Annotated in this window: 23 protein-coding genes; 6 read left to right on the top strand and 17 right to left on the bottom strand. The window is 68.7% G+C overall.

Annotated features, from left to right (window positions below; genetic code table 11):
* Positions 1 to 496: 496 nt before the first annotated feature.
* From tyrS to argC, 9 genes are all read right to left on the bottom strand, one after another.
* Positions 497 to 1,771 carry a tyrosine--tRNA ligase gene (gene tyrS, locus AB0J78_RS25650; protein WP_363793209.1) on the bottom strand — a complete coding sequence of 425 codons (1,275 nt, stop codon included), beginning with the start codon at positions 1,769 to 1,771 and terminating at the stop codon, positions 497 to 499.
* A 33-nt stretch (positions 1,772 to 1,804) separates the two neighbouring features.
* Positions 1,805 to 2,419 (bottom strand): DNA-3-methyladenine glycosylase, encoded by a 615-nt coding sequence (locus AB0J78_RS25645; protein ID WP_363793240.1) that lies wholly within the window; start codon positions 2,417 to 2,419, stop codon positions 1,805 to 1,807.
* Between the two features lie 43 nt (positions 2,420 to 2,462).
* Positions 2,463 to 3,884 (bottom strand): argininosuccinate lyase, encoded by a 1,422-nt coding sequence (gene argH / locus AB0J78_RS25640; RefSeq protein WP_363793207.1) that lies wholly within the window; start codon positions 3,882 to 3,884, stop codon positions 2,463 to 2,465.
* Positions 3,885 to 3,987: 103 nt separating this feature from the next.
* The gene (locus AB0J78_RS25635; RefSeq protein ID WP_132675190.1) at positions 3,988 to 4,491 is read right to left on the bottom strand and encodes an arginine repressor; all 504 of its coding nucleotides are present in this window, start codon (positions 4,489 to 4,491) and stop codon (positions 3,988 to 3,990) included.
* Positions 4,488 to 5,411, bottom strand: coding sequence for an ornithine carbamoyltransferase (argF, locus tag AB0J78_RS25630; RefSeq protein WP_363793205.1), 924 nt, complete (start codon positions 5,409 to 5,411; stop codon positions 4,488 to 4,490). The genes AB0J78_RS25635 and argF overlap by 4 nt, the downstream gene beginning before the upstream one ends.
* Positions 5,411 to 6,598, bottom strand: a complete 1,188-nt coding sequence (locus AB0J78_RS25625; RefSeq protein ID WP_363793203.1) for an acetylornithine transaminase — start codon at positions 6,596 to 6,598, stop codon at positions 5,411 to 5,413. The genes argF and AB0J78_RS25625 overlap by 1 nt, the downstream gene beginning before the upstream one ends.
* Before the next feature lie 71 nt (positions 6,599 to 6,669).
* Positions 6,670 to 7,578, bottom strand: coding sequence for an acetylglutamate kinase (gene argB / locus AB0J78_RS25620; protein ID WP_363793201.1), 909 nt, complete (start codon positions 7,576 to 7,578; stop codon positions 6,670 to 6,672).
* Positions 7,575 to 8,735 carry a bifunctional glutamate N-acetyltransferase/amino-acid acetyltransferase ArgJ gene (gene argJ, locus AB0J78_RS25615; protein WP_363793199.1) on the bottom strand — a complete coding sequence of 387 codons (1,161 nt, stop codon included), beginning with the start codon at positions 8,733 to 8,735 and terminating at the stop codon, positions 7,575 to 7,577. The genes argB and argJ overlap by 4 nt, the downstream gene beginning before the upstream one ends.
* Before the next feature lie 28 nt (positions 8,736 to 8,763).
* Complete coding sequence (gene argC / locus AB0J78_RS25610; protein ID WP_363793197.1) at positions 8,764 to 9,792, bottom strand: N-acetyl-gamma-glutamyl-phosphate reductase; 1,029 nt, start codon at positions 9,790 to 9,792, stop codon at positions 8,764 to 8,766.
* A 250-nt stretch (positions 9,793 to 10,042) separates the two neighbouring features.
* On the opposite strand from argC, the gene AB0J78_RS25605 reads away from it, so the two are divergent.
* From AB0J78_RS25605 to AB0J78_RS25590, 4 genes are all read left to right on the top strand, one after another.
* Positions 10,043 to 10,732 carry a DNA alkylation repair protein gene (locus tag AB0J78_RS25605; protein WP_363793195.1) on the top strand — a complete coding sequence of 230 codons (690 nt, stop codon included), beginning with the start codon at positions 10,043 to 10,045 and terminating at the stop codon, positions 10,730 to 10,732.
* 181 nt (positions 10,733 to 10,913) lie between these two features.
* On the top strand, positions 10,914 to 11,510 hold the full coding sequence (locus tag AB0J78_RS25600) for a GNAT family N-acetyltransferase (RefSeq protein WP_363793193.1): 597 nt from the start codon (positions 10,914 to 10,916) through the stop codon (positions 11,508 to 11,510).
* A gap of 146 nt (positions 11,511 to 11,656) precedes the next feature.
* Positions 11,657 to 16,162: an AAA domain-containing protein gene (locus tag AB0J78_RS25595; RefSeq protein WP_363793191.1), complete on the top strand. Its 4,506-nt coding sequence runs from the start codon at positions 11,657 to 11,659 to the stop codon at positions 16,160 to 16,162.
* A complete protein-coding gene (locus tag AB0J78_RS25590; protein ID WP_363793189.1) occupies positions 16,159 to 17,010 on the top strand; it encodes a hypothetical protein in 852 nt (283 codons plus the stop codon). Before AB0J78_RS25595 ends, AB0J78_RS25590 begins: the two co-directional genes overlap by 4 nt.
* A gap of 62 nt (positions 17,011 to 17,072) precedes the next feature.
* On the opposite strand, the gene pheT is transcribed toward AB0J78_RS25590, so the two are convergent.
* The 6 genes from pheT to infC form a co-directional block, all read right to left on the bottom strand.
* Complete coding sequence (pheT, locus tag AB0J78_RS25585; protein WP_363793187.1) at positions 17,073 to 19,580, bottom strand: phenylalanine--tRNA ligase subunit beta; 2,508 nt, start codon at positions 19,578 to 19,580, stop codon at positions 17,073 to 17,075.
* A gap of 57 nt (positions 19,581 to 19,637) precedes the next feature.
* Positions 19,638 to 20,699, bottom strand: coding sequence for a phenylalanine--tRNA ligase subunit alpha (gene pheS, locus AB0J78_RS25580; protein WP_363793185.1), 1,062 nt, complete (start codon positions 20,697 to 20,699; stop codon positions 19,638 to 19,640).
* 184 nt (positions 20,700 to 20,883) lie between these two features.
* A complete protein-coding gene (locus AB0J78_RS25575; protein ID WP_363793238.1) occupies positions 20,884 to 21,723 on the bottom strand; it encodes an RNA methyltransferase in 840 nt (279 codons plus the stop codon).
* Entirely contained in the window at positions 21,723 to 22,091 is a 369-nt protein-coding gene (rplT, locus tag AB0J78_RS25570; protein WP_093415812.1) for a 50S ribosomal protein L20, read from the bottom strand. The genes AB0J78_RS25575 and rplT overlap by 1 nt, the downstream gene beginning before the upstream one ends.
* A gap of 115 nt (positions 22,092 to 22,206) precedes the next feature.
* Positions 22,207 to 22,401, bottom strand: a complete 195-nt coding sequence (gene rpmI, locus AB0J78_RS25565) for a 50S ribosomal protein L35 (protein WP_093415814.1) — start codon at positions 22,399 to 22,401, stop codon at positions 22,207 to 22,209.
* A 91-nt stretch (positions 22,402 to 22,492) separates the two neighbouring features.
* On the bottom strand, positions 22,493 to 23,068 hold the full coding sequence (gene infC, locus AB0J78_RS25560) for a translation initiation factor IF-3 (protein ID WP_132625053.1): 576 nt from the start codon (positions 23,066 to 23,068) through the stop codon (positions 22,493 to 22,495).
* Between the two features lie 321 nt (positions 23,069 to 23,389).
* Here infC and AB0J78_RS25555 point away from each other — a divergent pair, with 321 nt between their 5' ends.
* Positions 23,390 to 23,719 carry a DUF1844 domain-containing protein gene (locus tag AB0J78_RS25555; protein WP_363793183.1) on the top strand — a complete coding sequence of 110 codons (330 nt, stop codon included), beginning with the start codon at positions 23,390 to 23,392 and terminating at the stop codon, positions 23,717 to 23,719.
* Here the strand turns inward: AB0J78_RS25555 and AB0J78_RS25550 are convergent.
* On the bottom strand, positions 23,713 to 24,456 hold the full coding sequence (locus tag AB0J78_RS25550; protein ID WP_363793181.1) for an IclR family transcriptional regulator: 744 nt from the start codon (positions 24,454 to 24,456) through the stop codon (positions 23,713 to 23,715). The genes AB0J78_RS25555 and AB0J78_RS25550 overlap by 7 nt on opposite strands.
* A 103-nt stretch (positions 24,457 to 24,559) precedes the next feature.
* Between AB0J78_RS25550 and AB0J78_RS25545 the strand changes: the two genes are divergently transcribed.
* Positions 24,560 to 25,870 (top strand): amino acid deaminase, encoded by a 1,311-nt coding sequence (locus AB0J78_RS25545; RefSeq protein WP_363793179.1) that lies wholly within the window; start codon positions 24,560 to 24,562, stop codon positions 25,868 to 25,870.
* A 46-nt stretch (positions 25,871 to 25,916) separates the two neighbouring features.
* Here the strand turns inward: AB0J78_RS25545 and AB0J78_RS25540 are convergent, their stop codons facing one another.
* A complete protein-coding gene (locus AB0J78_RS25540; protein ID WP_363793177.1) occupies positions 25,917 to 26,303 on the bottom strand; it encodes a Rid family detoxifying hydrolase in 387 nt (128 codons plus the stop codon).
* Between the last annotated feature and the right edge of the window lie 64 nt (positions 26,304 to 26,367).

Raw genomic sequence — 26,367 nt, 5'->3', positions numbered from 1 at the left:
AAACAGTCCACTGTTGAGTTCTCAAAGAACACACCCACACCATCGCCACAACCCCACTTCCAGGGCGTGAACTCCGGGGAGTCATTTCCTCGTTCGCGCTTTCGCTGTAGTGAAGACTAGCAGGCCCTTTTTCGGTCTCACCAGGGGGGTAACCCTTATCCGGTGCCGCCGAATTCGGCTCGCTATTCTGCCCGGCAGCTTACCAAGCGCTATTTTCAATCAAAGAACAGGGTGGAAAACCGCGTCCGCATCCCCAAGCCGATTGGCTTGCTTTTACTTTCTCGATTTCCCGGTCGGGGCGCCCACTCTACCATCCGGAGACAGGAGCTTGGTTCGCAACCCCGCATCAGGCCCGGCCCGGTTTTCCCGGCCCGTGTCGCTCTGACTTGGAATAAGTTACACGGTCTGTTTCGCGGGGGTCAAACCGGGGGGGTGTTCAAGCAAAACGGGGCGCGAACCCGCAGGTCAGCGCCCCGTTCCAGTGCTCGCGGCCGTGTCAGCTCAGGACCTTGGCCCCGGCCGTGTGGCGCTTGCCGCGGCGGACGACCAGCCAACGACCGTGCAGCAGGTCCTCCTGGCTCGGAACCCAGTCCTCGCTCGCGATCTTGATGTTGTTGACGTACGCGCCGCCCTCCTTGATGGTGCGTCGCGCAGCGCCCTTGCCGTTGGCCAGACCGGTTTCGACGAGCAGGTCGACGATCGTCGGTCCGTCGGCCAGGCGCACCTCGGCCTGCGGGACCGCGGCCATGGCGGAGTCCAGGGTCGCCTCGTCGAGCTCGGCGATCTCGCCACGCCCGAACAGCGCCTGGCTGGCGGCGATCACCTTGCGGGTCTGGTCCTCGCCGTGCACCAGCGTGGTCAGCTCCTCGGCGAGCCGCTTCTGCCCCGCGCGCAGCTGCGGGCGCTCGGCCGTGGTCTTCTCCAGCTCCTCGATCTCCTCGCGGTCGAGGAAGGTGAACAGCCGCAGGTAGTTGGGCACGTCGGCGTCGGCGGCGTTCACGAAGTACTGGTACCAGGCGTAGGGCGAGGTCAGCGACGGGTCGAGCCAAACGTTCCCGCCGCCCGTGGACTTGCCGAACTTGCGTCCCTCCGAGTCGGTGACCAGGGGCAGCGTCAGCGCGTGCGCCGCCGCGCTCTCCTGCTTCCGGATCAGGTCCACCCCGGCGATGATGTTGCCCCACTGGTCGGACCCGCCGAGCTGCAACGTGGTGCCGTGCTTGCGGTAGAGCTGCACGAAGTCGTTGGCCTGCAGCAGCATGTAGCTGAACTCGGTGTAGGAGATGCCGTCGGTCTCCAGCCGGCGCTTGACCGTCTCGCGCGCGAGCATCGTGTTCACCGAGAAGTGCTTGCCGACGTCGCGCAGGAACGCGGTGACCGACAGATCAGCGGTCCAGTCGGCGTTGTTGGCCATGACCGCGCCGGTCGGCGAGTCGTCGAAGTCGACGAACGTCGACAGCTGGCCGTGGATCTTGCCGGTCCACTCGGCGACGGTGCTCTCGTCGTGCAGGTTGCGCTCGCCGACGTCGCGCGGATCACCGATCAGACCGGTCGCCCCGCCCGCCAGCACCACGGGCCGGTGGCCCGCCTGCTGGAACCGGCGCAGCGTCAGCATCGGGATCAGGTGGCCGGCGTGCAGGCTCGGCGCGGTCGGGTCGAAACCCGCGTAGAGAGTGAGCGGGCCGGTGTCGAGGTCTCGGCGCAGCGCGTCGAGGTCGGTGGATTGCGCGATCAGTCCGCGCCAGGCCAGCTCGTCAAGGATGTGCTCACTCACGCAGTCCAGTTTCGCTCATCCCCGCAAACGGGTTTACGTCCGGGCTCGGGTCCGGCGTCGCCCGCCGCGCCGGTAGGCGCTGACGGACTCCGAGCCGTCGACCCACGACCGCCACGGCAGGTCCATGGCGGCGGCGACGCCGACGCGGGGGCCGCTGCGGATGTCGTCCTCGGCGACCTGCGTGCCGTCGTAGAGGCAGACCGGCGAATCCGGCGAGGTCAGGTCGACGCCGTTGTGCTCGCGGGTGATGCCCAGGACCCCGGCGAGCCGGGCAGGGCCGCTGGCCAGCTGGGCGTCCTTGCGGGCGGCGGGCTTTCGGCTGCGAGCGAGCTCGCTGCCGGTGGTGATCTCCCCGGCGCGCAGCAGAACCGCGCCGGGGACACCGTCGGTCATGCACACCACGTTGATGCAGAAGTGCATCCCGTAGACGAAGTAGACGTAGAGGTGGCCGGCGGGGCCGAACATGACCGAGTTGCGCTCGGTCCGGCCCCGGTAGCAGTGCGACGCCGGATCATCGGTGCCCCGGTAGGCCTCCACCTCGACCAGGCGCACGCCGACCTCGCCCTCGGGGCTGCTGGACCGCAGCTCGCAGCCAAGCAGCCGACGCGCGACCCACAACGGGTCGCGCGCCAGCTCGTCGCTCGTCACCAGGTCCACGCTCAGCACCCTACCGGGAGCGCGTTGACGTTGATCACTCCGACAGCCACCCGCGGTGCTCGTCGACGGCCGCCACGACCTGCTTGCGCTGCTCCGCGACCCGGCTCGGTGCGGTGCCGCCGTGCGAGTCGCGGGACTCGATGGAGCCCGAGACCGTCAGCACCTCGCGGACCTGCGGGGTCAGCGCCGGGTGAGCTGCGGTCAGTTCCGCGTCGGTGAGCTCGTCCAGGCCGACTCCGCGCGTCTCGGCGGTGCGCACGCACTCCCCCGACGCCTCGTGGGCGACGCGGAACGGGACTCCCTGGCGCACCAGCCACTCGGCGATGTCGGTGGCGAGGGTGAACCCGGCGGGCGCGAGCTCGGCCATCCGCTCGGTGTGGAAGGTCAGCGTGCCGAGCATGCCGCTCATCGCGGGCAGCAGCAGGTCCAGCTGCTCGACCGAGTCGAAGACCGGTTCCTTGTCCTCCTGCAGGTCCCGGTTGTACGCCAGCGGGAGGGCTTTGAGGGTGCTCAGCAGACCCGAGAGGTTGCCGATGAGCCGACCGGACTTGCCGCGGGCGAGTTCGGCGACGTCGGGGTTCTTCTTCTGCGGCATGATCGAACTGCCGGTGGCCCAGGCATCGTCGAGGGTGATGTAGCCGAACTCGGCGGTGTTCCAGATGATCACCTCTTCGGCGATCCGGGAGAGGTTGACCCCGAGCATGGCCAGGCAGAACGCGGCCTCGGCGGCGAAGTCGCGGGAGGCGGTGCCGTCGATGGAGTTGTCGGTGGCGCCCCGGAAGCCCAGGTCGGCGGCGATGGCCTGCGGGTCCAGGCTCAGCGAGGAACCGGCCAGCGCACCCGAGCCGTAGGGCGAGTAGGCGGTGCGGGCGTCCCAGTCGCGGATGCGGGAGACGTCGCGCAGCAGCGCCTGGCAGTGCGCGAGCAGGTGGTGCCCGAGCAGCACCGGCTGGGCGTGCTGCAGGTGGGTGCGTCCGGGCAGCACCGCGTCCGGGTGCGCGGCGGCCTGCCCGGCGAGCGCGTCGACGACGTCGAGGACGCCCGCGGCGATGCGCCGGTTGGCGTCGCGCAGCCACATCCGGAACAGGGTGGCGACCTGGTCGTTCCGGGACCGACCGGCGCGCAGCTTGCCGCCGAGGTCGGCACCGACGCGTTCCAGCAGGCCGCGTTCGAGGGCCGTGTGCACGTCCTCGTCGTCGATGACCGGGGTGAAAGCTCCGGATTCGACGTCGGCGGCGAGGGTGTCGAGCCCGGCGAGCATCGCGTCGAGCTCGTCCTGGGTCAGCAGCCCGGCGCGGTGGAGGACTCGGGCGTGGGCGCGCGATCCGGCGATGTCGTAGGGCGCCAGTCGCCAGTCGAAGTGCGTTGACAGGCTCAGCGCGGCCATCGCCTCGGCCGGGCCGGAGGCGAACCGGCCGCCCCAGAGCTTGGTGGGCTCACTGCCTTGCTGCGTCACGTTCGGTTCCTCGGTGCTCTCTCGGTTGGCTTCCGGGCAGTTCTCCTGTCGAACCGCCCGCGTTCGATGTCCCTGATGTCCGGACAGCTCGGACCAGACTGCCCTACGCCTCATCCTCGACGTGGAGGCCGCCCGCTGCCATCGCGGTGAAGCGCTCGGCGAGCTCGTGCCCGGTCAACGGCTCGCGGGCGACGATCATGACCGTGTCGTCACCCGCTATCGAGCCCACGACCTCGGTGAGCGCAGCGCGATCGATGGCGCTGGCCAGGAACTGGGCAGCGCCCGGCGGTGTCCGCAGGACGGTGAGGTTGCCCGCGCCGTCGGCACCGGCCAGCAGCTCGCCGAGCAGGCGGCTCAGCCGCGAGGTGCCGCCCTGGACGCCTCGGACCGGGCTGCCGTCCTCCGGGATGACGTAGACCGCCGCCCCGCCGTCCGGGCCGCGCAGCTTGACGGCGCCGAGCTCGTCGAGGTCCCTGGACAGCGTGGCCTGGGTGACCTCGATGCCGGCGTCGCCGAGCAGCTTGGCCAGTTCGGTCTGGCTGCGGATGTCCATCGAGGACACGAGTTCGACGATGCGCGCCTGCCGCGCGACCCGGGTCGTGCTCACGATCGTCGCACCAGCCAGGACAGCAGGGCCTTCTGGGCGTGCAGCCGGTTCTCGGCCTCGTCGAACACCGCGCTGGCGGGTCCGTCGAGCACGTCGTCGGTGATCTCCAGGCCGCGGTGCGCGGGCAGGCAGTGCAGCACGCTCGTGTCGGACTTGCCCGTGGCGGCCAGCAGTTCGGCGTTGACCTGGTACGGGCGGAACGGGCTCACCCGGTCCTTGCCGTCGTTCTCCTGCCCCATCGACGTCCACGCGTCGGTGACCAGCACGTCGGCGCCTTCGACGGATCCCTGCGGGGTGTTGTGCAGCTCGACGGAACCGCCGGTCTCCGCCGCGCGCTTGCGAGCCGCTTCCAGCACCCACTCGGCGGGGCGGAAGCCCTCGGGGGCGCCGATCCGCACGTGCATGCCCGCGGTGACGCCGCCGACCAGCAGCGAGTGCGCCATGTTGTTGGCGCCGTCGCCGAGGTAGGTCAGAGTCAGACCGGCGAGCTTGCCGTGGCGTTCGCGGATGGTCTGCAGGTCGGCGAGGACCTGGCAGGGGTGGAACTCGTCGGTGAGCGCGTTGATCACCGGTCCGCGCGAGACCGAGGCCATGGCGTCGATGCGCGCCTGGGCGAAGGTCCGCCACACGACGGCGTCGACGTAGCGGGACAGCACGCGCGAGGTGTCCTCGATGGTCTCCTCGCGACCGAGCTGCATCATCCGCCCGTCCACCACGATCGGCTGCCCGCCGAGCTGGTGAATGCCGACCTCGAAGGAGAGGCGGGTCCGGGTGGAGTTCTTCTCGAAGAGCACCGCGATCGACTTGCCCTTGAGCACGTCGGAGCCGAGCGGATCGGCCTTGAGCTCGTCGGCGAGGTCGAGCACCTCGGCCTGCTCGTCGGGCGTGAGGTCGTCGTCGCGGAGGAAGTGCCGGGACATCAGTTCTCCTTGGCAGCGTTGAGCAGTTCGGGAAGGTCGGCGAGCAGTCGCTGCACCTGCTCACCGCGCACCACCAGTGGCGGGCACAGCCGGATGGCGTCCGGCTGGATGGGGTTGACCAGGTATCCGCGTTCCTGGGCGGCGGCCGCGACCTTGGCGGCGACGGGTTCGGTGAGCCCGATGGCGACCAGCAGACCGGTCCCGCGGACCTCGCGAACCAGCGGGTGGCCGAGCGCGTGCACACCGCTGACGAGGTCCTTGCCGACCTGTTCGACGTGGTCGAGCAGCCCCTCGGAGGCGATGGTGTCGAGCACTGCCAGAGCCGCCGCACACACGATCGGGTTACCGCCGAAGGTGGTGCCGTGTTGACCGGGGTGCAGCAGGTCGGCGGCGCTTCCGACGCCGATGCAGGCGCCGATCGGCAGACCGCCGCCGAGGCCCTTGGCCAGGGTGATCACATCGGGCGTGACGCCCTCGCGCTGGAAGGCGAACCACGAGCCGGTGCGGCCGATGCCGGTCTGCACCTCGTCGAGGACCAGCAGCGCACCGTTGCGGGAAGCGATCTCGCGGGCGGCGCGCAGGTATCCCTCGGGCGGGACGACGACGCCGTTCTCACCCTGGATCGGTTCCAGGAACACCGCGGCCGTGTTGTCGTCCACTTCGGACTCCAGAGCGGCGACGTCGCCGTAGGGCACGTGCACGACACCGGCGGGCATCGGCGCGAACGGCTCCTGCTTGCCGGGCTGTCCGGTCAGCGCGAGCGCGCCCATGGTGCGGCCGTGGAAGCCGCCCTGGGTGGCGACGATCTTGGGACGTCCGGTGAGCCGGGCGATCTTGAACGCCGTCTCGTTGGCCTCCGCGCCGGAGTTGCAGAACAGCACGCGCCCCTGGCCCGCCACCCCGGCGAGCTCCAGCAGCCGCTCGGCCAGCGTCAGACCGAGCTCGTGCACGTAGAGGTTGGAGACGTGCCCCAGCTTGGCGACCTGCTCGGACACCGCCTGGACGATCGCGGGGTGGGCGTGGCCGAGGGCGTTGACGGCGATCCCGCTGACGAAGTCCAGGTAGGTCTTGCCGTCGGCGTCGGTCAGCTCGGCACCGGAACCGCTGACGAAGGTCAGCTTCGGGGTGCCGTAGTTGTCCATCATGGACGCCTGCCAGCGCTGCATCCCGGTCGCGTTGGTGGTCATGCGTCCTCCGTGTTCTTGCGGGGCACCCGCACCCGGTCGGCCGGCATGAGCGTGGGAAGCGGAATCGTCACTCATGCGTCCTCCGATTCGACGGGGAACACCATGGTTCCCACTCCGGCACTGGTGAAGACTTCGAGCAGGACGGAATGCGCCAGCCGCCCGTCGATGACGTGAGCGCGCGGCACTCCCCCGCGCACGGCGCGCAGGCAGGCTTCCATCTTCGGGACCATCCCGGAGGCCAGGTCCGGCAGCAGCTCCGCGAGCTGGTCCACGTCGAGCCTGCTGACCAGCGACGACTTGTCCGGCCAGTTGGTGTATAGACCTTCGACGTCGGTGAGCACCACGAGCTTCTCAGCCCCTAGCGCGACCGCCAGCGCACCGGCGGCGGTGTCGGCGTTGACGTTGTGCACCACGCCGTCGGCGTCGGGGGCCACGGTGGACACCACCGGGATGCGTCCTGCGTTGATCAGGTCAAGCACGGCGTCGGGGTTGACGTCGACGACGTCACCGACCAGCCCGACGTCGACCGCTTCGCCGTCGACGGTGGCGGTGCGGCGGGCGGCGGTGAACAGCCGCGCGTCCTCGCCGGACATGCCGACCGCGTAGGGGCCGTGCTGGTTGATCAGGCCGACGAGCTCTCGCCCGACCTGCCCGAACAGCACCATCCGGACGACGTCCATCGTCTCCGGCGAGGTCACGCGCAACCCGCCGCGGAACTCGCCCTCCATGCCGAGCCGGTCGAGCATCGAGGTGATCTGCGGACCGCCGCCGTGCACCACGACGGGACGCAGGCCCGCGAGCCGCAGGAACACCATGTCCTGCGCGAACGCGGCCTTGAGCTCGTCGTCGATCATGGCGTTGCCGCCGTACTTGATCACCACCGTGGCGCCGTTGAAGCGCTGCAGCCACGGGAGCGCTTCGACGAGGACGCTGGCCTTCTCGGCCGCGGTGGCCAGCCGATCGCTGGTGTCACTGGTCATGAGGAGTACGCGCTGTTCTCTTCGACGTAGTCGTGGGAGAGGTCGGTGGACAGGATCGTGGCGGCGTGCTCGCCGAGGTGCAGGTCGATGACGATCTCGATCTGCCGCCCGGACAGGTCGGCCTCGCTGCGGTCGCGGGCGGTCGCGCCGTGGGCGTAGAGCGTGACCCCGTTGGTGGCGATCTCGACCTTGTCCACGTCGATCTCGGCCTGCGCGCGGCCTAGCGCCATGGCGATGCGGCCCCAGTTCGGGTCGGATCCGAACATCGCGGTCTTGACCAGGTTGTCCTCGGCGACGATCCGGCCGATGGTCACCGCGTCCGCTTCGCTGACGGCACCGCGCACGGTGATGTCGATGGTCTTGGTGGCGCCTTCGGCGTCGTCCTGCAGCTGGCGCACCAGGTCCTGGCAGACGGCGGTGAGCAGCGCGGTGAACTCCTCCTGGGAGGCTTCGACGCCCGAGGCGCCGGAGGCCATCACCAGCACGGTGTCGTTGGTGGAGGTGCCGCCGTCGACGTCGAGCCGGTCGAAGGTGACCCGGGTCGCCGCTCGCAGCGCTTCGTCGAGGTGGGCGCCGCTGATCATCACGTCGGTGGTGATGACGCTGAGCATGGTGGCCATGTTCGGCGCGAGCATGCCCGCGCCCTTGGCGAATCCGCCGATCGACCAGCCGTTCTCGTGCGCGTGGTGAGCCTGCTTGGCCTTGCTGTCGGTGGTCAGCACGGCGGTCGCGGCGTCCAGGCCGGACTGCTCACCTGCGTCGAGCGCCTTGGCGGCGGTGTCGACGCCGGGCAGCAGCGCGTCCATCGGCAGCCGCTCACCGATCAGGCCGGTCGAGCAGACCGCGACCTCGATCGCTCCGGCGCCGAGGACGTCGGCGACCTTCTCCGCGGTGGCGTGGGTGTCCTGGAAACCGCCCGGTCCGGTGCAGGCGTTGGCGCAACCGGAGTTGAGCACGATCGCGCGCAGCTTGCGCTCCTGCAGCACCTGCTGCGACCACAGCACCGGCGCGGCTTTGACCTTGTTCGTGGTGAACACGCCGGCCGCCGACTGCTGCGGACCGTCGTTGACCACGAGTGCGAGATCGCGCGCCCCCGCTGCCTTGATGCCTGCGGCGACCCCGGCCGCCCGGAAACCGGCGGGACCGGTCACGCTCATGTCTTCTCCTCGGTTCTGGTGGCGGGACTCACGGCGCGAGGCCGGCGGTGGGCAGTCCGGTGGTCTCGGGCAGGCCGAGGGCGAGGTTCATGCACTGCACGGCGCCGCCCGCGGTGCCCTTGGTGAGGTTGTCCTCGGCACCGACCACGATCAACCGACCGGCGTCGGGATCGACGGTGACCTGCAGGTGCACGGTGTTGGCGCCGAGCGTCGCCGAGGTCTGCGGCCAGGCTCCTTCAGGCAGGACGTGGACGAACGGCTCGTCGCCGTAGGCGTCGAGGTAGACCTTGCGGGCGGCTGCGGGATCGACGCCGCCGCGCAGCGGTGCCGAGCAGGTGGCGAGGATGCCGCGCGCCATCGGGGCCAGCACGGGCGTGAAGGAGACCTTGGCCTTCTCCCCCGCCGCGGCGCTGAGGTTCTGGATCAACTCGGGGGTGTGCCGGTGGGCACCGCCGACGCCGTAGACGCTGGCCGAGCCCATGACCTCGGCCGAGAGCAGGTGCGGCTTGAGAGCGCGACCCGCACCGGAGGTGCCCGTGATCGCGGTGACCACGACGTCGGGCTCGACGATGCCCGCAGCCAGCGCGGGCACGATCGCCAGCGACGAGACGGTCGGGAAGCAGCCGGCGACGGCGACGCGCTTGCTGCCGCGCAGCCGGTCGCGCGCACCGGGGAGCTCGGGCACGCCGTAGGGCCAGGTGCCGGGGTGGTCGCCGCCGTACCAGCGGGTCCAGTCCTCGGCGTCGTTGAGGCGGTGGTCGGCTCCGCAGTCGACGACCACGACGTCCTCGCCGAGCTCGGCGGCGATGGCCGCGGAGTGGCCGTGGGGCAGCGCGAGGAACACGACGTCGTGGCCGCGCAGCTGCTCGGCGGTGGTCTCGGTGAGCTCGCGGTCGGCCAGGGGCAGCAGGTTGGGGTGGTGCTGACCGAGCTTGCTGCCCGCGTTGCCTCCCGCCGTCAGCGCGCCGATCTCGACCTCGGGGTGCGCCAGGAGAAGGCGGAGCAGTTCTCCGCCCGCGTAGCCACTGGCACCCGCTACAGCAACCCTCACCGTCATACGGATGATTATGCACTGCTATGCAAAATCAATCAAACAGCTTTCCGGGGCCGACCTCAGTTTCCCACGTCACGTCCCCACCCGACCTCTGACGCTGCACCGAGCCCAGACCCCCGGCCACCGACCACCCGGGTTGACCGGACTTCCACTGAAATCGGAGGTCTGACTTCAGTGGAAATCGGGAGTCTGACTTCCACTGAAATCCGGTCACGGGGGTGCGGCGTCGGGGGCCGGTGGCAGGATCGGCGGGGTGGGTGAGGTCGCGGGGTACCGGGAGGCGGCGTTGCGGCTGCTCCGCGAGCACGCCGTGGCGGAGGACGCGCCCGCGATGCAGCGGTACATGAAGTCGGAGATGCCGTTCATCGGGGTGCGCAAGCCCGCACGCGTGCGGATCGTCGATGCGCTGTGCGAGCGGTTCCGCTTCGCGAAGCAGGAGGACCTCATCGATTCCGCGCGGGAGCTCTGGCGGAAGGCGAGCTTCCGGGAGGAGCGGTACGTCGCGTTGTCGGTGACGGGACACCGGGCGCAGCGGGGTTTTCAAGATCCCGAGTTGCTCGGGCTCTACGAGGAGATGGTGGTCACCGGAGCCTGGTGGGATTTCGTCGACGAAACGGCGAGCCGCCGGATCGGACCGCTGCTGCTGAGCCACCCGGACGTCGTGCGCCCGCTGCTGCTGCGCTGGTCCACCGACGAAGACCGCTGGCGCCGCCGCACGTCGATCATCGCCCAGCTCCGCGCCAAGGACCGCACCGACGTCGAGCTGCTGCGGCGGAGCATCGAGGCGAACCTCGACGATCCGGACTTCTTCCTCCGCAAGGCCATCGGCTGGGCGTTGCGGGAGCACGCCAAGACCGACCCCGGCTGGGTCCAGGAGTTCGTCGAGAACCACGACCTCTCGCCGCTCTCCCGACGCGAAGCACTCCGCAACATCGACCGCTGACCGATCGCGATCATCCGCACCCGCCAACACCTCGGAATCACCCTTAACGGCGACGTTTCCAGCTCGCGCGTTGACACCGAGTAACTCCCGGGTCATCGAAGTTTCACAGCGCTCGCAGAAGGTCACACGACGTGGACCCCCCTGTGGATTCGGTCGGTCCGGGAGGGCATCATCGAGTTCGATGACGATGATCCCGCCGCACCCGAACCTGGGGGCCCGCCACGGCCCGGCGCCGATCACGACGTCGTCCTGGGTCGGGCGGCAGGTGCTGTTACGACGCGTCGCCGCTGCCGACAGACGAATCCTGGCCGGTTTCGACCAGGACCCCACGCGCGCTCCGTACGTGCAGACCGACGGCTACCGGCACTGGGCCGCGCACCGCGCGTACCACCCCGATTCGCCGGACGACTTCCAGCTCGCCATCGAAACGCGCCGGGACCAGGTGCTCGTCGGCTCGATGTGCACCAGCCAGGCCGACGAACCGGGCGTGTTCAGCTACGGCGTCGGCATCGGCCCGATGCACCGGCGCCACGGCTACGCCGACGACGCGATCATCACGCTGCTCGCGGTCATGTTCGGCCGCCGCAGGTTCCGCAAGTGCCAGGTCGGCATCTACCAGGAGAACGTCGCCTCGCTCGCGCTGCACAGCAAGCTCGGCTTCCGCGAAGAAGGCCGCACCAGCGAACCGGACTCCCTCTCCGACGGCATGCTCCACCTGGTCATCATGGGCCTCACCGCCGAGGCCTTCACCACCAAGCACCTCCCCCGCAGCAACTGACACCGACGAGCCCCGCCAAAACATCGGCGACATAGATCGTCCGAACGGGCGACATTGAGCGAATCCGCCCCTTTTCCGCGCCGCGGTCTTGATCATCCCCCTCGAGGTCTGCATTCTATTGTGTTGCCTATCCACGAGGAGACTTCATGGCGTCTGCTGGCGGACGAGCCTCCGAAGCTTTGCAGAAGAGCACCAGCTTGGTCGATTACCTCGCAGAACTGATGAAATCCGCGAGGCGCAACCCGCTGTACGACATTTCCTCATCTCACGCGAAAGCACCCGAAACCCTAATCTGGCTCGATGAGCTTCCGCCCGGTATCACGGCTTCGCGCACGTCGGACGAGACGCTTCTCAAGGTCCACTCGTCCCCCAGCAAGCCGGTCCCCACGATTCCCGTTGAACTGCATGCATTGATCGACATGCAGGAAGCCGGTGAGCCCACTGGCCCGGAGCCGAAGCTGCGCAACGAGGACGGCTCACCGTTCGACGCGGACGCCAGGGCGGATGGGCCACAGCTCCGGCGCAACTACGACGTCTGGCTCGCGCGATGGCGCGCATGGGCCGAAGAGGAGCACGTCAGACGGCGTCGCCGCACTCTGTACGAGCAGCTGGAAACGGCGGCCCGGAAACTCGAACAGCAAGACGATGAGTTCGAGTTCGTGATCGCCGTCGGACTCTACGGAATGCGCACGAAAAACGGACAAAACCTCTTCCGTCACGTGCTCGTAGAGCAAGCTGTTCCGACCTTGGACAAATCGGGCGCGATCTCGGTCTCGCGTGTACCCGGTAAACGACGCCTCGAGGACCGCGAGTTGTTCGACCGGATGTCCGAGTACAGACCTGACCGCGCACGAGACACCAAGAAGGAGATTCTCGAAGGGGACGACCCGATTACCGCTGGGGCTTCGATTCAAGCGCTCCGCAAGTGGGCGGCAACGGCTCTCGACTGCCCCATCGCCGAATCCGAGGCGCGCGTTGGCGACGGTTCGGCTGTTCCCGAGCAGCTGACGTTCTCACCAGCCCCCGCACTGCTTCTGCAGCCCCGCACGCAGGCTCTGGTCGCGGATGCCTACCAGCACATCGGGGAACAGCTGCGGCGTCCCGGAGCTCCCGTCCCGGTGGGCCTGTCGCAACTCGTCCTCGACACCGAACCAGCGGAGCGCAACGGTTGGCTGACCGCACAAGGTGCTGACCACGGCGACGTGCTGGGGGCCGACCCGCTGTTCCCCTTGGCCGCCAACGCTGAGCAGTCCCGTGTTCTCGAACTGCTTCGCACCGAAACCGGAGTAGTGGTGCAGGGCCCGCCGGGCACTGGGAAGACCCACACCATCGCAAACCTGGTCTCAGCGCTGTTGGCCCAGGGCCAGCGGGTCCTCGTCACGAGCCAGAAGGACCAGGCGCTTCGGGTGTTGCGGGAAAAGATCCCGGACGAGGTCCGGAAGCTGTGCGTCCTGCTCACCGGAGGCAGCAAGGACGCAGCTATCGAATTCGAGCGGGGCTTGGAGGCGTTGTCGCAGGCAGTGGCCTCGACCGACGTCAAGAGCCTGGCCAAGAGATCCGCAGTACTGCAGCAGGAGCGTGATCGGCTCCGGAAAGAAGCCGTCGCGCTCAACAACAAGATCGCCGATCTCCGGCAGACCGAACAAGCCGATTTCCCACCGGTCGCCCCCAACTACTCGCCGGACCAGTATCGGGGGACCTTGGCCGAAATCGTCGGAGAATCCCTCGTTAACCGCGACAAGCACCAGTGGATGCCGGACGTCCCGTCGTCGGCCCAGGACGTACCTCCGCTCAGCGCGGACGACCTAGTCACGCTCCGGAACCTGCTCGCCGCGCGGACCGAGAACCGCGCACAACGTCTCAACCAGGAGATCCCAGGCCCCGCTGATCTCCCCTCGCCGAGCGAATTGGCCGGCCACGTTCGCGACGAGGAGGTCGCCCGGCAAGCGGCGGAAGAAGCGGCGAACGGACCGAGCAAGGCACTCGTCGCGCTCCCTGAGCCCGCGCTGGAATTCCTGGAACGGTTGCTGCGGGACGCCGAGAACACCCTGCGCCAGTGCGGATATCTCCCCGATGAGGACCGCTTCGAACCCGACTGGGCGAACAAGGCGGTGCGAGACCGGCTCGCCGGTCGTCACGGGGGATTGTGGTCCCACCTGCACGAGGTGCGGTCCGAGCCCGAGCAGCTGCAGTCGCGCCTGCGCAGCCAAGGAACCGGTTACGTCATCGACAAGCCGGAGATCACTCAAGCCAATCTTGGTCAAGCACGCGGCTGGCTCCGCGACGGGAAGCTCTTGCTCGAACACTTCAGGGCCGGCGGCACACTGCGTCGTTTCGCCCGGAGCAAAGCCCAGAAGGCCGCTCAAGACCTGCTGGACACCGTGAAGGTGGACGGTGCTGTGCCGAGCACCACCGAACAACTGTCGGCTGTCCTCGACCGCATCGAGGCCGAGATCGCCGTGATGCAACTCGCGGACAAGTGGTCCGACGTTGGAGTTGTGATCGAAGCGGGTCAGGTCACCGTGGTGCTCTCCGCGCTCGCGGACCACTTCGACGTGCTCCACGGAGTCGACGAACTCGGGAAGATCTTCGACCTGACCGCCGAGACGTTGCGCGACAACCGCATCGACCTCACGATGCCCGACCTGCCGACCTTCTTGAATGTGTTGCGCTCGGTTCCCGCTGCCAAGCGCCAGTTGAAGCTGGAAGCCGCACGGAAACGAGTGGACGCTCTCTACCGCCGTGTCGACGAATGGGCCAAGCAACCGCTCGCGTGCCCGGAACTGGCGAGCTTGCTGATCTCGATCGGCGACCGTGATCCAGAACGCTACGCGCATCTGCTCACCGAGCTCGAAACCGCCCGAACTGAACGCGACGACGAAATTCGCTGCGAGAAGTTGCTCCGGACCTTGCGCGCCGTACACCCAGAGCTCGCGGACATGTGGTCGAAGAACCCTGCGGATCCCCGGTGGCACGAACGTGACGTCCGGGCTGCCTGGGCATGGTCCAAGGCCGATCAATTCGTCCGGCAACGGCGTGATGCTGACGAGGAACGCCGGCTCACCGACGAGTTCGACAGAACCGAGGACCGCCTGAACCACGTCACCGAAGAACTAGCGGCGACCGAGGCGATGCACAAGTGCCTCACCAAGATGAGCGAGGACCACGTCCGGGCTCTCAACGCATACCGAGCGCACATCTCCAACATCGGGGCAGGGACCGGATCGAAGGTCCGGGAGTTCCGACGAGCCGCACGAGTCGCGATGTCAAAAGCGCAGGACGCCGTCCCCGCGTGGGTCGTCCCACTGCCCAACCTGCTGGAGAATATCTCGCCGCAACGCGACAGGTTCGACGTCGTCATCGTCGACGAGGCGAGCCAGGTCGGTATCGAGCACCTTTACCTGCTCTGGATGGCTCCACGTGTGATCGTCGTGGGTGACGACAAGCAGTGCACTCCCGGCTCGGGCGCAATGGGTCGGCTCGACACGGCCTTCGCCCAGCTGGACGAGCATCTCGCGGACATCCCGGAGGACATCCGACGGATCTACACCCCCAAGTCCCACCTTTACGAGGTGCTTTCCGCTCGCTCGGGGAAGAACGCGCTCATCCGGCTCCGAGAACATTTCCGCTGCGTTCCGGAGATCATCAAGTGGCCGTCCGATCAGTTCTACGACGACGGATCCGGGCAGTCCGGCCTCATCGCCCTCCGTGAGCGCGAACAGGATGCGCTGCCGGCTCTCAAGGTCACCCACGTCGACAACGCCGTGACCTCGGGACGGGAAACGCGAATCAAGAACGAGACCGAAGCCCAGGAGATCGTCACCACGCTGCGCAAGTGCGTCGACGATCCCGCCTACCACGGCAAGTCCTTCGGCGTCGTCGTGCTCCGAAACGCCACTGCTCACATCCAGTACCTGGAGAAGCTGATCCACGACGAATTCAGCCCGGAAGAACGGCACGAGCGCACTATCCGCGTCGGAACCGCACCGAACTTCCAGGGGGACGAGCGTGACGTCGTGATGCTGTCCTTCGTGGTGGCGGAACCACCGAACCGGATCGGTGCCGAGTCGTACCGTCAGGCTTTCAACGTAGCCGCGAGTCGGGCCCGCGATCAGATGTGGCTGTTCACCTCGTTGCGGCCAGAACAGTTCAAACTCAACGATCTTCGTCTCTCGCTCCTCTCCTACATGCTCAACCCGCCATCGGCCTTCGGGAAGTCGCCGACGCTCGACGAGGTCCTCCCGAACCAACCCCACAAATCCTTCGACTCCCTCTTCGAGCAGCGCGTGTTCCTGGCTCTCAAGCAACGGGGCTATCACGTCGTCCCGCAGTACCCGGTGGGTTCGCGGCGGTTGGACCTCGTCGTGGTGGGCGATAACGGCCGTCTTGCCGTCGAATGCGACGGCACCTACTGGCACTCCTCAGTCGAGCAGCAGGACAACGACGCCCGACGTGATCGTGAGCTCAAGCGCATGAAGTGGACGACCATCCGGGTGCGTGAGAGTGAGTACGTCGCTGATCCGGAACGTGAGCTCGAACGGGTCTGGGGCGCCTTGCGTGTCAAGGGCATCGAACCAGGCCACCGCGAAGACGGCGCCGGTGAGTGGAAGCCCGTCGACCTGGACAACGATGAAGACGAGGAGACCCCTTGACGAAACAGCACGAGGCCGAGCCGTTCCTGGACGACAACGTTCTGGAGGAGATCGCTTGGTTGATCTACGGCGACGACAGCGCACCCCACTACCGGACTGGACGTGAGCTCGAGAAGTTCTTTAAATCAGCGGGTCTTTCCGATGTCGGCGAATATGAGGGCTACCGGAAGGATTACGTGCTCGAACAGTTCGAGAACCATCGGCACCATCCAGGCTCGATACGCGCCGTGATCCTGCGCCTGGCCGACCCTCGTGAATACCTCGGCGCGCCGGAGGTATGGAACGCGGTAGTCTCCGAGCTCAATGAGCTCCTCGCTGTGGAGGGATACCAGGTCAAACACTCCGGGAACACGCCAGAACTCGTTGAAGCCACAGCAAGCTTCTCGCGCCCGCTCAGCGAGACACCGCTGGCGCTGACTGGGAATCTCGCCGAGATCGTGAGCGTCGATGAGCTCGGGGAACAGCTTCAAGCCCGGCTGGGCGAGGCACACATCTGCTGGACGTCCGGAGCTCCAACGGCTGCGATTATCATGCTAGGCAGCGTGCTCGAGGGCGTGCTGTATGACGTCGCGATCAGCAGGCACGACGGTACGGGTAAGAAACCCGTAGACAACCTGGAGACACTGATCAACCTGGCCCAGAGCAAGGGCTGGTTCGCAACGGATCTCTCCGACTACGCCCACGTGCTTCGCAACCATCGTAATCTCGTGCATCCCAAAAAGCAGTGGACTCAGTCTTACTCGCCTAAGGATGACACCGTCCGCATCGCGTGGAACGTCGTAGTTGCCGTTCTCAACGACCTGCTCACCTTGGTGAGGAACGACCCACGCGATCTCACCAAGAGCTGAGAAGCAGGGAATGACAGCGGCCCCCGGAATGGAATCCGGGGATCGCTGTCATTAGTCGTGTCTCAGGCGCGGAGGGTGGCGCCGAGGCGGTCTGCTGCGGACTTGACCGCTGCGTCCCGGGCCTCGGTGGCTTCCTCCTGCTTGAGGGTGCGGTCGGGGGCTCGGAACCGCAGGGCCAGGGCCAGCGACTTCTTGCCCTCGCCGAGCTGCTCGCCCGCGTAGACGTCGAAGAGGCGGACGTCCTCCAGCAGCTCGCCGCCGCCGGCGCGGACCGCCTCGACCACGTCGGAGGCCGCGGTCGACGAGTCGACGACCAGCGCCACGTCCATCAGCACCGGCGGGTAGGCCGAGATGTCCGGGGCCGCGCGGCGCTCGACCAGCGGCAGCGCGTCGAGGTCGAGCTCCATCGCGCTGGTGCGCTTGGGCAGGCCCAGCGCCTCGACGACCTTCGGGTGCAGCTCACCGGCGTGGCCCACGACCGTCTCGCCGACCAGCAGCTCGGCGCAGCGGCCCGGGTGCCACGGGGCGTGCTCGGCGTTGCGGACCGCCAGCTCGACACCGGCGGCCGAAGCCACCACGCGAGCCGCCTGGATCGCGTCCGCCCAGTCGGCGGCACGGCCCTTGCCCCACCAGCCGGCCTGCTCGCGCTGACCGGCCAGGACCGTTGCGACCCGCGTGGGCTGCGCGGGCAGGGCAGCCAGCAGCCCGGCGAGCTGCTCGTCGGTGGGACGTCCCTCGACACCGACCGCCGGCACCGCGGGCTGGTCCGCCGACGGCTGGCTGATCTGTCCGATGTGGAACAGCGCGACGTCGCGGTGACCACGGGAGACGTTGCGCTGCAGGGTGTCCAGCAGGCCCGTCAGCAGCGTCGTGGTCAGCTGCGACTTGTCGCTCTCCAGCGCGTTGAGCACGCTCACCGTGCGGCGGCGCTCGTCGTCCTCGGCGAGACCGAAGGCGTCGAGCATCTCGTAGCCGGTGAACGGGAAGGGCAGCACCTCGACGTAACCGGCACCGGCCAGGGCTCGCGACACCGCGCGCTTGCGGCGCTGCGCCGCCGACAGGCCGCGACCGGGCGGCGCGGAGGGCAGCACCGACGGGATCGTGTGGTAGCCCTCCAGCCGCAGCACCTCCTCGACCAGGTCGAACGGCTGCGTCAGGTCCGGTCGCCAGGACGGCGGGGTCGCGGTGATCAGACCGACGCCCTCGTCGGAGGTGCTCAGGTCGATCTTGCAGCCGATCTGGGTCAACCGCCGCGCGGTCACGCCGCGCTCGTAGGAGACCCCGGCGACCTTGTCCGGCAGCGCCAGCGGCATCGTCACCGCCGCCGGGGCCTTCGGCTCGCCCACGTCGGTGCGGCCCGGCGCGATGGTGCCGTCGCCGTAGCGGACCAGCAGCTGCGCGGCGAGCTCGACGGCCACCGGCGCCACCGCCGGGTCCACCGTGCGCTCGAAGCGCTTGCCCGCCTCGCTCGGCAGCTTGTGGCGGCGGATGGTGCGGGCGATGTTCGCCGGGTCCCAGTTCGCCGCCTCGATCAGCACGTCGTGCGTGCCGTCACCGATCTCGGTGCTCTCGCCGCCCATGACACCGGCCAGCGACACCACGCCGGAGTCGTCGGCGATCACGATGTCGTCGGCGTCGAGGGCGCGGACCTGACCGTCCAGAGTGGTCAGCTTCTCGCCGCTCTCGGCGTGGCGGACCACCAGGTCACCGGTCACCTTCGTGGTGTCGAAGGCGTGCAGCGGCTGACCGAGCTCCAGCATCACGTAGTTGGTGACGTCCACCGACAGCGAGATCGAGCGGATGCCGGCCAGCGCGAGGCGGCGGCGCATCCACCACGGGCTCGGCGCCGTCGGGTCCACGCCGGTGACCCGGCGCAGCACGAACCGCGAGCACGCCTGCGCGTCCCGCAGCTCGACGCCGCGCGAGGGCTTGTCGTCCTCCGGGACCGGGCGGGTGCCCGGGTCGCCGAACGGCACGTCCAGCGCGTTGGACAGCTCGCGGGCCAGCCCGCGCACCGAGAAGCAGTAGCCGCGGTCGGGCGTGATGGCCAGCTCGATGATCGAGTCGTCGAGACCGACCAGCTGCACCGCGTCGTCACCGGGGTCGGCCGAACCGGGCGGCAGCACCAGGATGCCGTCGTGGTCCTCGCCGAGGCCCAGCTCCTTGGCGGAGCAGATCATGCCCTCGCTGATCTTGCCGTAGGTCTTGCGGGAGCTGATCTCGAAGCCGCCGGGCAGCACCGTGCCGGGCAGCGCGACGACGACCAGGTCGCCCTCGGAGAAGTTGCGGGCACCGCAGATGATGTTCTGCAGCTTCTGCTCGCCCTCCTCCGGAGCACCGTCTTCGGAGGCACCGATCTCGACCTTGCAGTACCGGATCGGCTTCTTGAACTCGGTGAGTTCTTCGATCTCGGCGACTCGGCCGGCCACGAGCGGGCCGCGCACCTGCGTCAGGTGCTCGACCTCCTCGACCTCCAACCCGATCCGGATGAACGCCTCTGCCAGCGTCTCCGCGGTCGTCTCCTCGGGCAGCTCAAGGTGCTCGGCCAGCCAGGAAACCGGAATCCGCACTTGGTCAGGCCCTTCTCTCGTTCAGGTAAGTGATGTCGGGGACGTCGTGATGGGTGGCTAGATGCCGAACGGCTCGGTGAAGCGGACGTCGCCTTCGACCATGTCGCGCATGTCCGGGATGCCGTTGCGGAACATCAGGGTCCGCTCGATCCCCATGCCGAACGCGAAGCCGGTGTAGACCTCGGGGTCGACACCGCTGGCGCGCAGCACGTTGGGGTTGACCATGCCGCAGCCACCCCACTCGACCCAGCCGGCGCCGCCCTTCTTCTCCGGGAACCAGATGTCCATCTCGGCCGACGGCTCGGTGAACGGGAAGTACGACGGCCGCAACCGGGTCGTGGACTCGGGGCCGAACATCGAGCGCGCGAAGGCGTCCAGGGTGCCCTTGAGGTGCGCCATGGTCAGGCCCTTGTCCACCGCCAAGCCCTCGACCTGGTGGAACACCGGGGTGTGGGTGGCGTCGAGCTCGTCGGTGCGGAAGGTGCGCCCGGGGCAGACCACGTACACCGGCAGCTCGCGGTTGAGCAGCGCCCGGACCTGCGACGGCGAGGTGTGCGTGCGCAGCACCAGGCCGGAGTCCTCCGGCGCGACGTAGAAGGTGTCCTGCATGGTCCGCGCCGGGTGGTCCTTGCCGAAGTTCAACGCGTCGAAGTTGAACCACTCGGCCTCCAGCTCGGGGCCTTCGGCGACCTCCCAGCCCATGGCCACGAAGGTGTCCTCGATCTGCTCGGCGAGCTGCGTGATCGGGTGCCGGGCGCCGGTGTGCACGCGGTCCCACGGCAGCGTCACGTCGACGGACTCCTCGCGGAGCACTCGCTCGTCGCGCTCGACCTGCAGCACGGCCCGGCGCTCGTCGAAGGCGCCCTGGATGGCCTCGCGGGCCTGGTTGACGCGCTTGCCCGCCTCGGAACGCGCCTTGGGCGGCAGCGCTCCGATCTCGCGGCGCGCGGTCAGCAGCGGCGAGCGGTCACCGAGGTGAGCGGGCTTGACCGACGCCAGCTCGTCCAGATCGGCGGCGGCGACGAAGGCCTTCTTGGCCTCGTCGACCGCGGCGTCCAGCGTCTCCGGCGACAGCGCGGCGACCTCTTTCGGGTCGTACGAGTCGTTGGCTCCAGACATCGTTAGTGCGTGACTCCCGTTGATCCCACAGGCATCATCGCCCAGGTCCCTGTTCTGCCAGGTGGCTGGGCTTGCGAACCTGCTGAGGTTGCATACGACTCTTCGGTGCGAAGCCGCAAGCTGACATGGGCGATTCTATGCGACGGCGTCCACGGCGTTTCGCGGTGATCCGTCCCGCCCGAGCTCAGCGGTGCTGCGCACGCGCCGAAGCGTAGAGGCAGACGGCGGCGGCCGTGGCCAGGTTCAGGCTTTCGGCCTGACCGTAGAGCGGCACCCGCAGCGTCGTGTCCAGCTGGGCCTTGACCTCGTCGGACAGGCCGTGGGCCTCGCTGCCGAAGACCCACGCGGTCGGCTCGGCGAGCTCCCCCGCGCGGTCGGCGGTGTCGAGGTCACCGGCGGCGTAGCCGTCGGCGCCGACCAGCCGCAGCCCGGCGTCCCGGCATGCCGCCAGCACCGCGCTGACGTCGCGATCGCGAGCGATCGGCAGGTGGAACAGGCTGCCCGTCGAGGCGCGCACCGCCTTGCCGTTGTAGGCATCGACGGTGTCACCGGCGAACAGCACCGCACCGGCCCCGGCCGCGTCGGACACGCGCACCACGGTTCCGGCGTTGCCCGGGTCGGCGATGCCGACCAGCACCGCGACCAGCTTCGGCCGCTGCGCCAGGGCGGTGACCGGATCGGTGCGCGGCAGGTCGCAGACCGCCACGACGCCCTGCGGGGTGACCGTCTCCGACAGCGACGCGGCGGCCTTGTCGGTCACCTCGCGCACCGGCACGCCCGCCAGCACCGCGCGCTCGGCGAGCTCGGGGTGTCGCGGTTGCTCGGTGACGAACAGCTCTCGCACCCGCAGCCGGTCGTCGGCGTGCGCGGTCAGCGCCTCGCCCACGGCCTGCGCTCCCTCGGCGAGGAACGCGCCGGCCTTCTCGCGGCCTGCGCGGCGGGTGAGCTTACGAGCGACCGCGACCCGGGACGATCGCTCGGTGAGCGGGGTCCCGGGTCGCGAATCGGAAGTGCTTTCGGCGATCAGGCCGCACTCTCCGGCAGGTTCTTGCGCGCCACGTCGACCAGCGCCTCGAAGGCCTGCGGGTCGTTGACGGCGAGCTCCGCCAGGATCTTGCGGTCGACCTCGACCTCAGCGGCCTTCAGGCCCTGCACGAACTTGTTGTAGCTCAGGCCGTGCTGCCGGGTCGCGGCGTTGATGCGGGTGATCCACAGCTTCCGGAACTCGCCCTTGCGGGCGCGGCGGTCCCGGTAGGAGTAGGTCATCGAGTGGAGCATCTGCTCCTTGGCCTTGCGGTACAGCCGGGAGCGCTGACCGCGGTAACCACGGGCCGACTCGAGAACTGTGCGGCGCTTCTTCTGGGCGTTGACCGCCCGCTTGACGCGTGCCACGGGGTCCGTCCTGTTATCTCATCAGGGGCGGCGGATTGACCGCCCAATGCGGGTGGCTGGATGGCTTGCGATGCCGGACTACTGCTCCCTCACGGGTGCAGCGGGGAAGTCGGCGTCAGCGACCCAGCAGCTTGTTGATGCGCTTGACGTCGGCCTTGGCGACGGCTTCGGTGCCTTCGAGGCGACGGGTGACACGGCTGGACTTCTTCTCCAGGATGTGCCGGCGACCGGCCTGCTCGCGCCGCAGCTTGCCCGAACCAGTCACCTTGAAGCGCTTCGAGGTGCCCTTGTGGGTCTTGTTCTTCGGCATCTTCCGTCCTCGTTTCGTACTGGAGCCGGGTGGGGGCGCGGCCAGCGTCCCGACCCGGCCTCACATCACGAGCCCTGGCGGCGGCGTACGACTACGCGTTGGCCTTGGGCTTGGTCTTGTTGGTCTTGTGCGGCGCCAGAACCATGATCATGTTCCGACCGTCCTGCTTCGGGGTCGCTTCGATGAACCCGAGCTCGGAAACATCATCGGCCAGTCGCTGCAACAGGCGGAAGCCCAACTCGGGCCGCGACTGCTCGCGACCGCGGAACATGATCGTCACCTTGACCTTGTGACCCTGACCGAGGAAGCGGGACACGTGGCCCTTCTTCGTCTCGTAGTCGTGCGGGTCGATCTTCGGCCGGAGCTTCTGCTCCTTGATGACGGTCTGCTGCTGGTTGCGACGCGATTCGCGAGCCTTCTGCGCGCTCTCGTACTTGAACTTGCCGTAGTCCATGAGCTTGCAGACCGGCGGGCGCGCCTGCGGGGCGACCTCGACAAGGTCCAGATCCGCTTCCTGGGCCAGGCGCAGGGCGTCCTCGATGCGGACGATCCCGACCTGCTCACCGTTGGGTCCGACGAGTCGGACTTCCGGAACCCGGATGCGGTCATTGATGCGCGTCTCGGAGCTGATGGGGCCTCCTCGGTTCGATGGCTGTGTGTACTGCACACCACGGCGTGTAGAGCTCACCCCGGAATGCAAAGGTCCCGCCGGCTTCCGCTCGTGCGGATACCGCGGGACCCTGACTCCAAACCGATCGAACCGGTATCAGCCGATACCGTTCGCACCACCGACGCCACACGGGACATCGACAGGACCGGAACCCGGCGGCCTCAGCGGCTGCTCGGGTGGGAGCGGGGCTCCACTTTGCCGCCCCCGCCGCGGCGGGGGCTGGTCGTGCGTGTCAGGGTAGCAGGCGTGAGCGAACCGCAGCCAACCACTCCCTCGAATGACACGACCGGTGCCGGTGAACCGGCACACGACGCGGATATGGAGCTCAACGTACGCGAGCTCTCCGATGTTCCCAGCGTCGAGGTCATCAGCCGCGCTGCGGTGATGCTCATGTCCGCCGCCGCGGAGAAGCTCGGGCTCGCTGACGACGACCCGGACGCCACACCGGTGCGCGATCTGGACGAGGCCCGCAGGCTGATCACCGGACTGGCCGGCCTGATCACCGCCTCGGTCGAGTACCTCGGACCGCACGCCGGTCCGCTGCGCGAGGGGCTGCAGTCCCTCCAGCGCGCCTTCCGCGAGTACTCCACCCACCCGGACGCCCCCGGTCAGGGGCCGGGCGAGAAGTACACCGGCCCCGTCTACTGACGGTTGCCCAGCTCCCGGGAGATCTCCGCCGCCGTGCGGCGGAGATCCGGGAGCCAGCCGAGCAGGTCCTCCCAGGAGAGCAGGACCTTCGGCACCGAGATCGACATCGCCGCCACGGCATCCCCTCGGTGGTTGCGCACCGGCGCCGCGATGCAGTGGGTGAACTCCTCGTGCTCGCTGCGGTCCACCGAGTACCCCTGCGCGCGGACGCGCTCCAGCTCCGCCAGGTAGCGCTCGGCCGAGTCGATCGTGTTCGCGGTGAGCTTCGGGTAGGCGATCCGCTGCGCCAGGCGTTCGCGGCGCTGCTGCGAGAGGTCGGCGACCAGGACCTTGCCCACCGCCGTGCAGTGCAGCGGGGCGCGTCGGCCGATGCGGGAGTACATCCGGACCGGGTGGACGCTGTCGACCTTGTCGACGTAGACGACCTGATCCTCGTCGAGGGTCGCCAGGTGGATCGTGTGCCCGGTGCGCTCCCCCAGCGCGTCGAGGAACGGCCGGGCGACGTCGCGCGCGTCCAGGTCGTCCAGCGCCTGGTGGGCGAGCGCGAACACGGCGCTGCCCAGCCGGTAGCGGTGGACGTCTTCGCGTCGGACGAAGCGGCCGGTCTCCAGCGTGCGCAGCAGGCGCATCGCGGTCGTCTTGTGCACGCCGAGCCGCTGGGCGAGACCGTCGAGCGTTTGCGGTCCCTCGGCCAGTGCGGTCAGCGCGGCGAGTCCGCGTTCCAGGCTCTGGCTCACCGGCGTCTCCGATCATCGTTGACTCGACGAAGCGGGCAATGCTACACACCGAAGTCGTTCTTCGCGCAACATTCGTTGCAACATGCGCAATAGGAGGCCGGCAGTGCCCGCAGCAGGGATCAACACCGAAGCGATCCGCGCGTTGCGCGACGAGACCATCGACTGGCGGTTCAAGGGCATGCCGCCGAACGCGTCCGGCAAGACCGCCGGGGAGTTCCTCGCCGAGCGGCCGACGCTGTGGGAAGCCGGTTTCACCGGGCCGCTGCTGACCCTCGACAACGCCGCGATGGAGCACAACCTGCGCACCATGGCCGCGTGGTGCGACGAGCACGGCCTGCGGATCGCTCCGCACGGCAAGACCACGATGGCGCCCCGGCTCTTCGAGCGGCAGCTGGAGCACGGCGCGTGGGGCATCACCGCGGCCAACATCGGTCAGCTGCGCGTGTACCGGGCGTTCGGCGTCCAGCGGATCCTGCTCGCCAACGAGCTCGTCGACCCGCAGGGGCTGGCCTGGCTGTCCGCCGAGCTCGACGCCGACCCGGACTTCTCGTTCTGCTGCTACGCGGATTCGCTGCGCGGGGTCGAGCGGATGGCCTCCGCGCTCGCCGCGCACGGCGGGACGCGGCCGGTGGACGTGCTGGTGGAGTTCGGTGTCCCAGGCGGCCGGACCGGTGCCCGCACGGTGTCGCAGGCGCGAGCGGTCGCCGCGGCGGTGGCCGCCGAGCACCGGCTGCGCCTTGTCGGCGTGTCGGGGTACGAGGGCGAGGTGGCGCACGACGTCGAGGAGTCCTCGCTGTCGGCCATCGACGATTACCTGAACGAATTCCGCTCCCTGGTGGTGGAATTCGCCGAGGCCGGCTACTTCGACGGGCTGGACGAGGTCATCGTCAGCGCGGGCGGGAGCGCCTACTTCGACCAGGTCGCCGAGGCGCTGACCCTCCCGTGGCCGGAGGGGCTGCCCGTGGTGCCGGTGCTGCGCAGCGGCGGATACCTGCTGCACGACGACGGCTTCTACCGGGTGCGCTCGCCGTTCGGCCGCCGGCACCGGCTGGCCGGTGCCGAGTCACCGTTCCGACCGGCGATGCGGATCTGGGCGCAGGTGGTGTCGCAGCCGGAAGCCGACCTGGCGCTGCTGACGATGGGGCGCCGCGACGTCTCGTTCGACCAAGGGCTCCCGGAACCGCAGGTGATCCGGGGTTCGGACGGCGAGACCCGCGAGCTCGCCGACGGTTCCTGCCACGTGTCGGGTCTGGCGGATCAGCACGCGTTCCTCAGGCTCGCCGGGGCCGAGGTGCGCGTGGGCGACTGGATCGGCTTCGGCCTGTCCCACCCCTGCACGGTCTTCGACAAGTGGACGCTGATCCCGGTGGTCGACGGCGAGCAGGTCACCGACCTGGTGCGCACCTACTTCTGACCCGTCAGCGGGTGGCGGTCCCGGCCGGACCGCCACCCGCCCCAGGTCAGTCCAGGACTGCGAGGGCGTCGATCTCGCACAGCAGGCCGGCCGGGAGGCCGACGTAGACGGTCGTGCGAGCCGGGAAGGGCTCGCCGACGACGCGGGCGTAGACCTCGTTCATCTCGGCGAACTGCGCGGTGTCGGTGAGGTAGACGCGCAGCATCAGCACGTCCTGCAGAGATCCGCCCTCGGCCTCGATGATCGCGATGACGTTGCGCAGGCACTGCTCGGTCTGCTCGGCGACACCGCCCTCGACGACCTTGCCGGTCGCCGGGTCGACCGCGGTCTGCCCGGAGACCTGCAGGATGTTGCCCTTGCGCACGCCCTGCGACAGCGGGATGTTCGCCGGCGGCTTCGGTGCGGCGTCGGTGCTCACCACGGTCCTGCTCATGTCGGTGTCCTTCCACGGATTTCGGCGTCGTGAAGCGGAATTTCGGCCGGAGCCGATCTTCATT

The organism is Saccharopolyspora sp. NPDC049426 (assembly GCF_040676935.1).
GTDB lineage: Bacteria > Actinomycetota > Actinomycetes > Mycobacteriales > Pseudonocardiaceae > Saccharopolyspora.
Note: the sequence above shows the minus strand (reverse complement) of the source record. Positions and strands in the feature narration are given on the sequence as shown.

Excerpts from the sequence above, each read along its gene's own strand:
- argF (WP_363793205.1), bottom strand. The coding sequence starts at position 5,411 with ATGTCCCGGCACTTCCTCCGCGACGACGACCTCACGCCCGACGAGCAG.
- AB0J78_RS25625 (WP_363793203.1), bottom strand. The coding sequence starts at position 6,598 with ATGACCACCAACGCGACCGGGATGCAGCGCTGGCAGGCGTCCATGATG.
- argB (WP_363793201.1), bottom strand. The coding sequence starts at position 7,578 with ATGACCAGTGACACCAGCGATCGGCTGGCCACCGCGGCCGAGAAGGCC.
- argJ (WP_363793199.1), bottom strand. The coding sequence starts at position 8,735 with ATGAGCGTGACCGGTCCCGCCGGTTTCCGGGCGGCCGGGGTCGCCGCA.
- argC (WP_363793197.1), bottom strand. The coding sequence starts at position 9,792 with ATGACGGTGAGGGTTGCTGTAGCGGGTGCCAGTGGCTACGCGGGCGGA.
- AB0J78_RS25600 (WP_363793193.1), top strand. The coding sequence starts at position 10,914 with ATGACGATGATCCCGCCGCACCCGAACCTGGGGGCCCGCCACGGCCCG.
- AB0J78_RS25595 (WP_363793191.1), top strand. The coding sequence starts at position 11,657 with ATGGCGTCTGCTGGCGGACGAGCCTCCGAAGCTTTGCAGAAGAGCACC.
- pheS (WP_363793185.1), bottom strand. The coding sequence starts at position 20,699 with ATGTCTGGAGCCAACGACTCGTACGACCCGAAAGAGGTCGCCGCGCTG.
- rpmI (WP_093415814.1), bottom strand. The coding sequence starts at position 22,401 with ATGCCGAAGAACAAGACCCACAAGGGCACCTCGAAGCGCTTCAAGGTG.
- AB0J78_RS25555 (WP_363793183.1), top strand. The coding sequence starts at position 23,390 with ATGGAGCTCAACGTACGCGAGCTCTCCGATGTTCCCAGCGTCGAGGTC.
- AB0J78_RS25540 (WP_363793177.1), bottom strand. The coding sequence starts at position 26,303 with ATGAGCAGGACCGTGGTGAGCACCGACGCCGCACCGAAGCCGCCGGCG.